This is a genomic window from Phormidesmis sp. 146-20 (genome assembly GCF_052939475.1).
In genome coordinates, this window is sequence record NZ_JBJPHT010000028.1 from 17637 (window position 1) to 32124 (window position 14488).

8 protein-coding genes are annotated in these 14488 nt (G+C 50.1%); all 8 read left to right on the forward strand.

Going from position 1 to position 14488, the window contains the following annotated elements; genetic code table 11:
- The first annotated feature begins 8 nt into the window (after positions 1-8).
- Entirely contained in the window at positions 9-833 is an 825-nt protein-coding gene (locus tag ACKFKH_RS20160) for a hypothetical protein (protein WP_446860133.1), read from the forward strand.
- Positions 833-2434: a hypothetical protein gene (locus ACKFKH_RS20165; RefSeq protein ID WP_446860134.1), complete on the forward strand. Its 1602-nt coding sequence runs from the start codon at positions 833-835 to the stop codon at positions 2432-2434. Before ACKFKH_RS20160 ends, ACKFKH_RS20165 begins: the two co-directional genes overlap by 1 nt.
- A gap of 84 nt (positions 2435-2518) precedes the next feature.
- The gene (locus ACKFKH_RS20170) at positions 2519-3250 is read left to right on the forward strand and encodes a hypothetical protein (RefSeq protein ID WP_446860135.1); all 732 of its coding nucleotides are present in this window, start codon (positions 2519-2521) and stop codon (positions 3248-3250) included.
- 53 nt (positions 3251-3303) lie between these two features.
- Entirely contained in the window at positions 3304-4269 is a 966-nt protein-coding gene (locus ACKFKH_RS20175; RefSeq protein ID WP_446860136.1) for a hypothetical protein, read from the forward strand.
- A 15-nt stretch (positions 4270-4284) separates the two neighbouring features.
- Positions 4285-4917 carry a hypothetical protein gene (locus ACKFKH_RS20180; RefSeq protein ID WP_446860137.1) on the forward strand — a complete coding sequence of 211 codons (633 nt, stop codon included), beginning with the start codon at positions 4285-4287 and terminating at the stop codon, positions 4915-4917.
- Positions 4918-5028: 111 nt separating this feature from the next.
- Positions 5029-6942, forward strand: coding sequence for a type IV secretory system conjugative DNA transfer family protein (locus tag ACKFKH_RS20185; RefSeq protein WP_446860138.1), 1914 nt, complete (start codon positions 5029-5031; stop codon positions 6940-6942).
- 11 nt (positions 6943-6953) lie between these two features.
- Positions 6954-8330, forward strand: coding sequence for a hypothetical protein (locus tag ACKFKH_RS20190; RefSeq protein WP_446860139.1), 1377 nt, complete (start codon positions 6954-6956; stop codon positions 8328-8330).
- A gap of 39 nt (positions 8331-8369) precedes the next feature.
- A complete protein-coding gene (locus ACKFKH_RS20195; protein WP_446860140.1) occupies positions 8370-14450 on the forward strand; it encodes a strawberry notch C-terminal domain-containing protein in 6081 nt (2026 codons plus the stop codon).
- Positions 14451-14488 lie beyond the last annotated feature (38 nt).

The window sequence follows — 14488 nt, forward strand, 5'->3', positions numbered from 1 at the left end:
GGAATCAAATGACAGTTGATACGAATGCAAAACCCAGCAAAATTGCTCGACTACGAACGGACAAATCAAATCGAGATTTCGCCGCGATGGTTGCACTGGGCGGACTGTTGGTAGGCGGCATCTCGCTGCTGTTTCAAGTGTTCATGTTCTTTGCGTATGTTGGTCTAGTCAGCAAGCCTGCTCCATCGCTAGTTCAGATGACGGATGGGCAGGCAATGAAGGTCGGTGCGATGTCAACAAAAGATCGAACCCCTGAAGTTGTCAGGCGGTTTGTGACAGACTCATTGATTCTATTGATGTCTTGGAGCAATAATCTACCGCCTCAAACCGATGTATCAGGCAATCCTAAATTGATGAGCGATCCAGGGGTCAAGGTCAGTTTTAAAGGAGGAGAGAAGAGAATCACAACCGCTGCGTTTCAAGCCAGCTTTACGTTTGCCGAGAATTTTCGCCCTGACTTGGTAAAGCTTGTTGCTGATATGACCCCAAAAGACGTGTTCAACGGGCAAGTTCAGACCGCGTTGATCTTTCAATCGGTGACGGTGCCTGAAAAGCTTGAGGACGGAAAATGGAAGGTTGCGGTTGTTGGAACACTGGTGAAATCGAAGATTGGCACTGGAGACACGGATCGAGTGACCTTCAACAAAGAAGTTATTCTCCAAGTGGTTGACACCCCTTCACTGCCCCAGGAGGGCAAATTCTCAAATCCTTTTGAAGCGGCTGTCTACTCCATTCGCCAAGCAGGATTAGAAATCGTCTCAATGAAGGATCTAGATGGCAGTGCAGCGCCTCAATCCAACATTTTAGACAATGCGAAGTCAGAGGAAAGATAATGACTCAAACAACCGATCCAGTTAAGCAAGAGCCATCACTCGATCAACTGGCAGAGACAATGGGGTTATCCCTTGCAAAACATGATCCTGCCTATACTTCTGGTAATTCTGTTGCTTCAGAAGAAATTGACGCTGAACGCGATGAGGACGATGACGATGACGACGAGGCTCTAGATCCTGAGCAGAACCGACCCAAACTTGGCTTTCACAACAACGGTTTGGCCAAAGCTGCGGTTGTTGGCGGTGGAAGCTTGATGATTGTTTTGGGTGTCATGACCTTTTACAAGGGCGCGATTCCACAGCAGAAAGCTACAAAGCCCGTTGACCAAAATCAGACGCAAGCGAAGAAAGATCCGGCGGCTGAGGAGATTGAAAAGGTCAGGTTATCTGAATCTCAAAGCAAGGCTGAATTGGCGCTTCAGAAACAACGGGACGTATTTTCAAGTGCTGATAAGAAAACTAGTAAAACAACGCTCAATGAGAAGGATGCTAACCCCAAAACTCAGCCTATAGCGCCCTCTGCGTCTCGCTCTGAAGTCGCCACCCCAGTTTCTCAACCTGCCCCGATCGCGTCCAGTCCTGCCATGATTACTCCTCCTCCATCTGCGCCTGTTGTGCGCCCAATTCTGACTCCAGCTAACGCGATCGCGTCTCAGCCAGATAAGCCAGAGATTGACCCTAACCTTGAGTGGCAGCGGCTTTCAGTGTCGGGGCGATTTGGTACGGTATCGCCTGGATTTGGAGCCGCGATCGCGGCGAACCCCAGCATCAATACTGCTAAATCAGGAGGCCCGCCTAACAGCAGTCTTACTGATCTTGGAAAGGCATCCGCCAGCAAGCCAGCGGTTGTCAGTACCCCCGTCAGTTCGGCTCCTCCACTCTCTCAATATTTCCGGGGCACAAATGTCCGATCGCTTTACAAGCAGGCTGGACTCAACACGCTGACGACTCCCTCATCCCCCATTCGAGCTTTGCTGGTTGGAACCTCGGCAAAGGCAGCCACCCTTACGCCGATTCTGTGGGCACCGAATTCGTCTACGGCAGCGCGATTTCTGATCAAACTGGATGAGCCAATGCTGGACGGGAATAACTCGGTTGCATTTCCAATTGGTACACAGTTTATTGTCACCACTAACAAGGCTGACCCCAACACTGGCATTGTGGATTTAGAAGTTATTTCTGTGATCATCAACGGGGCTGAGTTTAGTCCTCCGGCAGGCGCGATCGTCATTCGGGATGATCAAGGCGGCTTACTGATGGGTGAGGATTACTACAAGCGTCAGCGTCGTGTTGCTGGAAAAGACTTGATGCTGATTTTCGCCAGTGCGCTAGGTAATATCGGCAGCATTCTGAATCGCTCTCAAAGCTCTTCGTCAACGTCGATCTCCAGTGGTGGTGTAAGTTCTACAACCACAGCCAACACGAATCCTCCTCCTAACTATTTAGGGGCGGCGCTGGAAGGCGGATTTAGCAAACTATCTGAAGTTCTGAGCAGTCGCAACGAGAAAGCGATTCAGACTATCATGAGTTCTCCAAAAGTCTTCCAGATCCCGCAAGGGCGATCGGTGCAGGTATTTGTCAATCAATCTATTAGCTTTTAGGGGCGTGCCGTGGAAACGTTGAAATGGTTTCTTGGTTGCCTTCTTGGAGGCACAATCCTTCTCAAGCTTACCCCGGCTGACGCAATGGCATTTCGTCAAGTCTCTGCCAGTCAGAGTCAGGGCGCGGGCGCTGTCCCTACGCTAGACCTTTCTCCAACCTGGGGACTCACGGTGAGTTTTATCAAGACTGGCGAACTCGTCCAACAGGTTCGGGTAGGCGACCCATCGCGGGTTGTTGTGGATTTTGATTCACCGCTTTCTCCTGCTGGAATCAGCGGCGCTGCCAATTCAGGGACTCAAAGCAATGCTGCAACAGGCGCAACCGTTATCTATTTGCGTCAGCTATCAACTCCCTTGAACTTGGATCTACGCCTTCCCAATGCCGCGAGGGACACTAGCCAGGTTCCGCTCACGATCATCACCCTCGATCGCGCTAACACCCGTCGTCTTTATCAATTTCGTCTAATCTTAGGCAAACAGACCGATTACAGCACGGTTGAAGTTGTACCAGACACGATGATGCCCCAACCGAAATCGCTGGCTATCCGCAGTCAGCCCGGAGTATCGCCCCTTCCTTCAGCAAAATCGTCTGGGCAACGGGTGAATCCAAATCCAGGTTCACCCGCAGGCAACATCAGTCAGCAATTTGAACAAGCGATCGCTCAAGCCCAAACGCAGCAGCTTGTCGTACCAGGAAGTTCACTGACTCAACGCCTCCAGCAAATGCTTGGTCTTTTGCGTCGCGGCGTATCTCTTGAAGCTGCTGCTCAACAGGCTGGAGTCCCAACTGAAGTAATCAGTCAGTTAATACGCTAGTCTTCCTGTTTCTAAATCTGTCAACTTTTTTGCATTTAGCATCCCTAAATCTAATGGTCAGACCAAATTTTCAAAAACTGCTCAGGTATTTCTATGTTTTATCAGCAACGACTCTTCTTGTTTTATCTAACTTCACATTTTCACTGGTAGCAGGTGCGGAGATCGCTCCTTTCCCAGGGATGTCTGGGTCAGCGATCGAGGACTTAGGAAAAATCCCTCAGATTCCAATTAAGGATTTTCCGACCATCCCCTTTACAGTGGACTTGCAGCAACAGTTTGCGGCGGTGGGTGCGCCGCTACCCACTGACTTTAAAGTGGGCGATCAAATCAGCCCCGACGATTTGTTCAAGGTTGGCAATTTTGAAATGTTGGGCTTGCCAGATGCAAGTCTTAATCAGTTATCGACGCTTACTCAGGTTAATCTGTCTTCGCTTGGCGTAGATAAGATGAGCGGCTTTTTCAGCAACATTACGCCGGAGAAGCTCCTTCAAGCTGCTGGACTCAATGCTGGAGCGATGAAACTTTCGGAGGTGCCACTTCTTAAGGAGTTAGCCCTTCAAACTATTTTCGACAAGCTGAAACAGGGAAAGCTGTCTGATTTAGCGGCGCTAGGCGATCTGCTTGGTCGCGATCGTATCGGCGGGTCGCTGCAATCCATTGTCCAAGGCTTACTCGGCGGTATCTTAAAAGGCGAAAACGGTGCTGTACCGGAGTTGGGCAGCGTCTTTCAAGGCGGATTACCTAACTTGAGCACCTTGCCAGAGGGACTAAACTTACCCGATGCCTTGCCTCAAGAACTACCAGAATTAGGACAATTTTTTGGTGACCTCAAAGTTGAAGAAATCACCAAAGCGCTACCAGATTTTGGTCAATCTGCGGTCAATGCAATTTCGCCAGAACGACTGTCTCAAGTTAAGGTAGTGGAGTCAATTCCGGGGCTAGACCGGATTGAGATTGGGCAGATTCAGAATACTGAGAACTTATCCCTGAGCAGCTTTGGAGATTTGAAGGTGAGTTAGTTGTCCCTGGGTCAAATGCCTAAGCCTCTGTCGCTGCCTCCAGGGATTCAGACTGGAATCGCTGATATCTCCTTGGGAACGCCGAATGCTGGCGATCGAGAACAGGAGCGTATTCGCATTGTAAGCGGCGGCATCACCAGCCAGGATATGGTTCAAAATGGCGCACGGTGTGAAGGAAATTCCTGCCCTCACTTTGAAATTGCGACTCCTGGCAACGCTGAATTTCATGGAGCCGCCTGGATGGATGCCACAGGGCAGCGAGTGCCTGATGGGTTTGGCATTCTGTGTAAACCCTGGAGTTGCAAAGGGCCTCCTGGAAACCACCCGTTTGGTTCAGCAGCGCGAGTTCTGCTCTCAAACATCAATCAAAGCACGGGCACGGCGGATGTCTCTTTGAGCTTCGCGTTCTGTAAGCGCCTTCCCGTCGTAGGACGCTCCTGTACGCCGTGGATTTTTCCAACTTCATCAGGCATCCCCATTGGTAAGGTTCATGAGAAATCTTTACTTCCCTTTGTGCCACCTGGAAGGTATGTGACAGGGGAGGTGTCTGGTGGCTTTGTGCCGCCGCTAGAGGTGCTAGAACCTGCTGAAGCCCTACAACCTCGATCGCCGACGAAACCAGTTGTCGATGGATCAGTTTTTCATTAGCACTATTCGCAGCATTTTGTCTTGCGGTTTATGCGCCCCATTTGGGCTGTGCAAATCAAGTCCCGCAGTTATTCTTCCATTCACTGCAAGGGTTTCACAACTCATTCCTGTATGGCTAAGTTCGTTCACATACTCCTCAATACTGCCGCGATCGCAGCTACTCTCAGCATCGCTCATCCCGCCAGTGCCGCTACGCAGCAAGACTTGTTCCAGCTTCCTGATATTCAAGTCCCTCCAGTGCTTGAGCCTTTCAAAAAAGAGCTTTGGAATCCCCAAGGCTTATTAATGTTGGTCGCAGGTGGAGGGGCTGCCTGGTGGTTTACGAAAGAAGAAACCAACAAGAAAGGAAAGCTGGCAACGGCGCGATGGGCAGGTGCAACCGAGAAATCGGCAGCTCGTCGCGTTGCCGTTCAACAAATTAATGATCGCAAGCGCAATGGTTTGACGACCTGGATTAATAGCCCCAAAATTATGCCGCTGACGAAGCCGATTGAGAAGAAGGGCAAAGCCGTCAAGCGCTTCAACATAAAGCTTCAAACCGCCACGATTCTAATTCCTGACGGACAGCGGGGAACCGCCGTGTGCGGTGCGCCAGGTTCGGGTAAAACTTACTCAGTGATTGACCCGATGATTCGATCGGTTGTTGACCAAGGCTTCCCCATCATTCTGTACGACTTTAAGTTTCCTGGCGGACAAGCAGAGACTCATGCTGCCTATGCCAAGAAAATGGGCTACGACGTGAGAATTTTTGCACCTGGATTTGAGGGAACTGAATCGTGTAACCTGCTCGATTTTTTGAAGAGTGCAGATGATGCGGAAACGGCTGGACAGATTGCCAAGGTTTTGAACAAGAACTTCAGTTTGAGTGGCGGTAAGGGTGGAGACGATCCGTTCTTCCAAATGTCTGGCGATCAACTGATCAAGGCGGTGCTGCAACTTGCGAAGCTAACTCAATATGCAGACTTTCTGATGTGTCAAAAGATTTTGTCGCTTGATCCGTCAGAACTCATCGATCGCGTCAAAGCTGCCGATCTGAGTCCGTGGGTGCGAGTTAGTTGGGAGCAATTTATGAGTATGCGGCAATCGGAGAAAACATCTGCCAGCGTTGCAGCAACAGCTTCATTGATGTTCACCAACTTTGTTTCACCGGACATTTTGCCTTGCCTGTGCGGAGAATCGACGATTCCACTGGACTTAGAAGGCAAGCAAATGCTCATTTTTGGCATGGATCAAAACCGCCGTGACATCATTGGCCCAATTTTGGCAACGGTTCTACACATGATCGTGACTCGAAACGTCGCTAAACAGCGCATAGACCCATTGGCGGTTTTCTTAGATGAGCTGCCGACGATCGCGCTGCCGTCTCTCGTAAACTGGCTCAATGAAAGCCGCTCTGCTGGCTTCTGCGGTGTGTTGGGCTATCAGAATATGACTCAGCTAGAGAAGGCATACGGCAAAGAGGTATCGCGTGCGGTGCTTTCTGGCTGTAATACCAAATTTGTGTTTAACCCTGGTGAGTACGAATCGGCAGAATACTTCTCAAAGTACTTGGGAGACGAAGAAATCCATTTCAAGCAGAAGAGCCGCTCATCGGGCAAAAGCGGCAACAGTCGCAGTATGTCTGACCAGGATCGCACCAAGAAAATCATTGCACCCGATGAGATTCTCAAACTGCCATCTGGAAGCTGCATTTTTATCAATCCTGCCTATGCCAACAAGCAAGAGTCTAATGTTCCACTTCGCCTGCGAGTTCGGATCACGAAGTCAGAGCTTCAGAAGGAAGAAGTTGGGAAAGTAGGCTTCGCCAGATTGATCAAGAGATTGAAGAAACAAACCAAAAAACGAGGTGTAACGGTAGACGATATTCGGGTGCGAGAACAAGAATTGAGCCGTGTCATTCCTCCACTTCCCCAGGAAGGAGAGCAAAAAAATAACAACGCTAAACCTGTTGCAACAACGCTGGCAGAGCTGATGAAAAATGCAGCCGAAGAGTTTGATGCAGTCGATGAGTTTGAAACGGTATAGGAGTCGTTCCTGTGAGTGATTTATTTGTCAACGGTGGCCAAGCGAGTAGCGCACAAAGTAGCGCTGTATCTCTGCAAACGTCAACTTTGGAGTTGCTAGGCTATCTGATCGCAGAACTACAGCGTCGAGAGATGGAAGCTCGACTCAAAAAACAGGAGGAAGAACAGCAACAAGAGGAATCATCGCAAGCGGAAGAGACTGACCAGTCTGAGCAGGATTTAGAATTTTCTGCGAATAGCTTTCTGGAGGGGTTAGAGCAGAAAACAATGGCGGCGACAGCGCTTGCCGTGCTGGAGGAATTTGGGCAGAGCGATCGCTATCAGGCTGAGGGCTACACAATCAAGATAAGGCAAGACGAGGCGCAGCCCGTTTACTCGGTCTTAGACCAAGATTTTAATGAGGTTTTACGCTTTGAGAAACTGGGCGAAGAAATTCTGATCGTTGAAGATGGCACTACAACGGCGCAAAGAGCCGAGTTCGTGAAAGCGGGAGAAAATCTTGCTGAAAAAGGCGCAGAGGCAATCAATCGTGACCCAACTTCTAAAACACAGATAGAACAGCTTGGCGATCTTGCTCCTGCTGGCTCCAAAGCGGTCTTTGTTGCAAGCTATGTTTTAGATCAAACTGAACAGAACACCTATCGCAGCCAAAGCACCGAGGGGCAGGCAGATCGCTATACCTTCAGCCGTGATGACCCAGGCGCAATTACTATTCATGACAATTACGAAGGGTATGACATTTTGCAAGTGCGCGATGGCAAAATTCTTCAAGCCCTGTCTCAGGAAAATGCCCAGCACTTTCAGGCGCTTTACGAGAAGGTCAAGGATGCTGATATTCTTCAGTCTCGTCAACCAGAGTTAGCCGTTCCAAGGCAGGAGTCTTCCACTCAGCCTGAAGTTTCGCCGACTTCACCTCGTCAAAAGACTCGCGATCGCACAGTCGAAGAACGGACTCAAACCCTCGATCGTGAACTTGAAATCGAAGCTCCATCAAAGCCACCTGCTCCAACACCAGCAGAACTCAGTGAATGGCTTCTGGCATCTAAGGTTCTGGGACGAGGGGATGCTCAAGTAAAACACGTTAAGAAATTGGGGCGTGAAGGGGCGGAAGGCACAGGCAGGGACTTTAAGGAACTGTACCGCGAGGCGCTGACCGATCCCTTGCCGATGGAGCTTTCATCTACTGACTACGAACAAATGCAAAAGGATCTTCGCCAATTTCGCGACCTTTTGAAAGAGCGAGGATCAACAGGGGTTGCCCAAATCTATCAGGCGCAAACTACCTCAGCAAACCCGGTCAACATCACAAACAACAGCCAGATTAAATTCAAATCCGAAGCTATCAGCGAGGTGAAATCAACGGTCAAAAAAATCGAGCCAGAACGTTAAGTCAGTAGCTATGACTTCCCAATCTAGGGGTGATGATCAATGGATGAACAACTTCAGCGACTAACCGATGCCTTTGCTGCTACCTTCGCTCAGGGAGGCAGATTTACATCGATCGTGGACGCTCGTAAATACGCTTCCGAGGTTCTGAATGTTCCCGTTCGTTCAGGCTCTCTAGAAGCGAAGCTAGTTGAGGAATCGATCGAGTCTGGATTGGTCAGAGCCGCGCAGGTGATTTTGGCAGAGGCAGACACAGCGCGAGATGGATTCGATCAGTTAGTTGATCTGTACCAACGCCAGCCAAATCTGGCAACGCGATCGTCTACTAGCATTCGTCAGCAGGCGTACAGCACGCCAATCCCGATCGCTTACCTTGCAGGGGTGTTAGCTGGACTGACTCCTGACAAAACAGTGTACGAGCCATCAGCGGGGCATGGGGCACTGATTTTAGATGCTAATCCCGCTCATGCGATCGTCAACGAACTTAATTCAGATCGGGCTGCTGATCTCAAACGCCAGGGCTACACGGTGACTCAGCATAATGCGGCTGAGTATCTACCCCATCAGCCTGTGGATGTCGTGGTTATGAATCCACCGTTCGGCGCGGTAAAAGACCTACAGACCGGACGAAACCAGGAATGGCGAGTTCGAGGCGGTTCTACTACTCAACCGTACTACACTACCCAAATAGACCACGCGATCGCGCTTCATGCTCTGCAAGCAATGAAAGAGGATGGTCAAGCCGTGCTGATTTTGGGCGCGCCGATGTCAAACAAGGTGGGTAATGACCAGAAGGCTTCTGGTACCTATAACAATGCTCAGAACAGAGCGTTTTATAAAAGCCTCTACGATAACTACAACGTTACTCAGCACTTTTGCATTGCCGGAAATTTGTATGCAAGGCAGGGCACCAGTTTCCCCGTTGACGCGATTGTGATTGAAGGACGCGGTAAATCTCAGCGCCGCTTGCCTGCGGCTGATTTGCCAAAAACCTACACCACTTTTAATGACCTTAAGGAGTTGATTCCGGATGTACCTCGAAGCCGAATACGCATGGCTCCCTCTGACTCAAGATTCAACCGTTCGCCAGCTAACCGTAGTTTTGAGCCGCAGTGGGAAACCGCTTCAGCGAATGGACGATTACATGAACCAGTTGATGCGGCGGCTGGAGTGGATGATGCAGGACGATTCTCAGACAGCCCAGACTCGGATGCGTCAAGCCGTAGTGCAGACTCAACTTTATCAAATCGAATTGCCGCCGATGGACGCGCCGAACTTGGAATGGGCACAGGCGCTGACAGTTCACAATTTCGAGCTTCAGGAACGTCTGATATTCCTGCACCCGAACGATTTGACCGAGGAACAGAACCTTCTGGAGTTTCCGCTGGAGACCATCTCAGCAACTCCGAAGATCAAAAAACTAATCCGAGAGACAACGCTGGACGAGTGGCTAGAGCGAATGGTAGCAGTATGCACCTAGGAGAGCAGGACATGACACAACAGCAGTTAGACGTTCAAGAGCAAGAGATTAAGCAGGTTCCCTACACGCCTCGCAGTCAGGGAAACTCTGTTGAGACACTGGTTCCAGTCAATATGCAAACCGCCGTCTCCAACGCCCTAAAGCGCCTTGAAGGTCGAGTCGGTCAGATTGATGATTATGTGATCGGAAAGCTTGGTATTGACGATACCGAGGCGCTGCACAATCGCTTTAGTGCAGAGCAGGTCGATGCTTTAGGACTTGCGATCGCAAACTTAGAAAAGAATGAGTCCTTCATCATTGGCGATCAGACCGGAATCGGCAAAGGGCGATTTGTAGCAGGTGTGATTGAGTATGCCCGACAGCAAGGACTCACGCCGATCTTTGTGACGCAAGACCCCAAACTGTATGGGGATATCATGCGGGACTTGAGCGACATTGGCATCACCGATGTTAAGCCTCTGCCTACAAATAACGGACTCAACATTCCCCTACCTGACGGAACCAAGCTTAGAACAGCGGCGGCTGATAGTCACGCAAAGCTGATCAAGAAATTGACTGTAGCGGGTGATTTAGGGGAGTACGATGCTGTCTTCACCACTTACTCTCAGATGCAAACGGTTAAGGGTAAGGATACTGACCGTCGTGATTTCCTACGCACCTTTGCTTCGCGTTCAATTCTGATCCTGGACGAAAGCCACAACGCCGGGGGAACTGCAAAGCAGTGGAAAGGAAATTTTGAGGCACTCGATCGCGCTGATTTTGTACGGGAGCTGGTGAACCGCTCCGCAGGCGTAGTGTATTCCTCTGCCACCTACGCCAAAAATCCTTACGTCATGACGCTGTATTCAACCAAAACTGGAATGCGCCATGCGGTTGAGAATGAAGAAAACTTGGTGCCGATGATTCAGTCGGGAGGCATCCCGCTTCAGCAAATGTTAGCCGCCAAGCTTAGTGAAGCAGGGCAATACATCCGCCGGGAACGCTCCTACGAGGGGATCGAGTTTTCTGCCAAAGTCGCTGCGGTCGATACCGAAATGGCAGAAAACCTGGCAGGCGCGATGAGCCGCATCATGGAATTTGACCTCGCAAAAAAGCAGTCTGTCAAGGGATTGGACGATGCTCTTAAAGCCGATGCCAAACGACAGCTAAGAGATAACACGACGGGTGGAGCCGGAGCGACGAGTACCAACTTCACGGCGATCATGCATAACGTCATCAGTCAAACGTTACTGGCGATGAAGGCAGAGGCAACCGTTCAGGAAACGCTCGACTCGCTGCAACGTGGTGAAAAACCTGTGATTACCGTGGCAAACACGATGGGGTCAATTATTGGACGATCGGCAGATGAGCAGGGATTGCGCCCTGGCGATCCCATCCGGCTAGATGTGGGAGACTTGCTGCGTCGATATCTGGAGCGATCGCGAGAAGTTACGCTGCAAGATTATGCAGGCAACAGCACTCGACACCGACTCAGCGATGAGGTACTTGAAGGCGAAGCCCTGGATTTGTATGAGGAATGCTCTGAGCTAATTGATCAGACCCACTGGAGTAGTGTTCCAGTTTCCCCGATCGACTATATTCAGCATCGCCTTACGCAAGAGGGGTATCGCACCAATGAAGTAACCGGGCGCGAAGACCGACTAGAGTACGCCCCAAACGGAGAGCAGTTTTACCAAGTTCGCACCAGCGGCGAGAAAGGCACGGCTGCCGCGATTAAAAACGTCAATTCTTTTAACGCTGGCAATCTGGATGTCCTGATTCTGAATCGCTCCGGCTCGACAGGGATTAGCCTTCATGCTTCAGAAAAGTTTGTGGATCAGCGTCCCCGGCGCATGATTATTGCTCAACCTGAACTCAACATTGACCAGTTCATGCAAATGCTGGGGCGAATTCATCGCACTGGACAGGTTGAAAATCCAAGTTTTACGATTTTGATGGGTAACATCCCGGCTGAGAAGCGTCCGGCTGCGGTGCTGTTGAAGAAAATGGCGAGTCTCAATGCCAATACAACGGCTGCCAGGGAAAGTGGCTTTAGTCTGGGGAATGTGACCGACTTCATGAATGAGTATGGCGACCAGGTTGTGCTGGAACTGATGGCAAATCGTCCTGACCTTCATGCCAAGTTGGGCTATCCAATTCGCGGGCTGGCTGAGGAATCAGAAATCGACAGCTTTGAGACTGATGGCTTGGTCAACAAAGTGACAGGGCGCATTCCCCTTCTACCCGTCGCTCAACAAGAAGCCGTTTATAACCTGATCGAGCAGGAGTATCGCGAACTGGTTGAGCGTGAGAAAGCAATGGGTCAGAGCATCCTAGAGGCGGAAACGCTTGATTTTGATGCTAAAACGCTGGCGCGGATGGAGCTTTCCCCGGCTAAAGCAGCCATTGATAGTCCGTTCACGGCTGCGGTGTATCTAGAGGTAATGGATGCCAAGGCTCAACGCAAGCCGATGACTACGCTGGAAGTGGTCAATGCTGTGCGTTCTGAAATAGAGTTGAGTCCGATCGAGCGACTCGATCACCATGATCAGATGGAGTTTGAGGGATTCGCTAAGACGAAAACAACGGAAACGATTCGCGCATTGCAGTCTCAAACGCTGGAGTATCGCACTCAGCATCGAGCTAGGCTCAATCAGCAATACGCCACACTGGATGCTGAGGAACAAACTAATCAGTTATCTGGGGCAATGCAGAAATTAGATGAGAAGCTGCATGGCCAGTTTGCTCAGGTTTCTCGAACGATGCGAGAGCTGCCCATTGGAAAGCCTGTGCTGATCTCTAGCGAAAAAGACGGTATTTTCTATGGTGTGGTTGAGAAGTATATGGATCGCTCCGGCGCAGGTGCTAATCCGACCTTGCCCTCAAACTGGAAGATGCAGATTCAGGTTGCAGACTCGACTCGTCAGATTGTTGTCCCGTTGTCAAGAATCAATACAGAGCGTGCCAACGGCATTTTAGTGGAAGGACGAGAGCAAACGATGTCGGGCACTCAGGTCTATGATGTGTTTGATCAGCGGCAGAGCTTGGGGCGAGAAAAACGCCAGATTTTTACAGGGAACGTGATTCGAGCTTTTGAGCAGTTTCCGAACGGTAAGCTGGTTAACTTCGCCGATGCCAAGGGAAGCGTCCGCCAAGGCTTACTGATGAAGCAAGGCTTTGATATCGATAAAGCTCTGGATGAGCGTCCGGTGAAAATGTCTGCGATCGCAAGCTGCCAGGAGTTCTTTGACACTACCCAAGCAAAATTGAAGACACAGGATGAGGTGCTTCAGGTCTGGAAAACTAGCAATGATGGCTTGGTTCTAGTCACGCCTAAGATAAAGGCGACAGGTGGGCGGTACTACCTGGATGAAGAACTGCTCGAAGCCGCGCAGACTGAGTTTGTTTCAATTGGCGATCGCATGGAGATGCGCGTGGGTGCAGAGCAAGCAATGCAAGTTCTTCAATGCCTCTACGACAATAATAAGCCCTTATTTGCCTTTGAGAAGCGTGAAAAGGCGCGGGAAATGCTGGGAATTGAGTTGCCCAATCTAGAAACGATCGAGGAGGCAACTGAGGCGCTACTAGAAGAACTGCCTCCCTATGTCGAAGAGCTTGAACTAGCGGATCAGGTTGCCGTGGTCGCTCAACTGGAGTCTTTACTTCAAAGAAGTGATACCCCGATTCAGAGCGGCGTAACCCCTGCTTCAGAATTTGATGATATGCCTGTTTTGCCGATTGACATTGAACTGGCAATTCGTAACCTTGAAGTAGACTACTCAACGCTCGAATTTGCGGATGTTGCTGAAGAAATGCTCGTAATTATGGAGGAGGAAGGCGTTAGCTGGCAAGAAGCGATCGCACAAATCCGTCAAGAACTTGAAACCAACGAGGACGTGCAAACGCAAACTCACATAGAGTCCCAAAAGCAACGGGAACAGCTACACCAGGAGAACCTAGAAGAAGTGAGTGAAGCTACTCAAAGTGTAGTTGGGGAGATTGTTGAACTAGAAACTCAGTTGCAGTCTGCGGGAGTTGAAAAACCATCAGATTATAAAACGGTAAAATCTTCGGTTCAAAAGCCTGAGCCTGTTTCTGAATTGTCTGCGTCGAATGTGGTTCCGATCGCTCAACTGGAGATGAACGAGCACAGCCCAACATTACAGGAAATGCGAGATTGGTCGTTAGATGCCCGAATTTTGGATCGTCAAACAAAGTATTCGGAGCGCATCAAGGAGTTGTCTCAAGATATGCTGGACGGCACTTCACAAGCTAAATTACCTGTCAAGGAGCGCGACTCCAGCTATAGCAATCCTGAATTTCAGTTGTCAGAAGCTGCTCATCAAGCGATGACTCGCGATGCTTCAGAGTCGGAAGCAGTTCGCACTCCAACGCGATCGCAGTTAATCACCTGGTTTCAAGCGGCACGGGAAATGGGGCGAGAGGAGCAACTGAATCACATCAAACAACTGGGGCAGGCGCAGCTAAAAGGAACAGATCAGGAAGCCAAGCCCACCAGTGAGCGAGATCCTAATTTTTCTAACCCAAGCTTCCAGTTAAGTCGAAAAGATTTCATCGCCATGCAAAACGCGATCAATGAATACCAGAAGCAAGCAAATCGTCCCCAGCAGCCGTCTCGTTCTGAAATCGCGCAGGGACGATAACTTCTGAACTGTGAACGTATCCAAATCAATGCACCAAA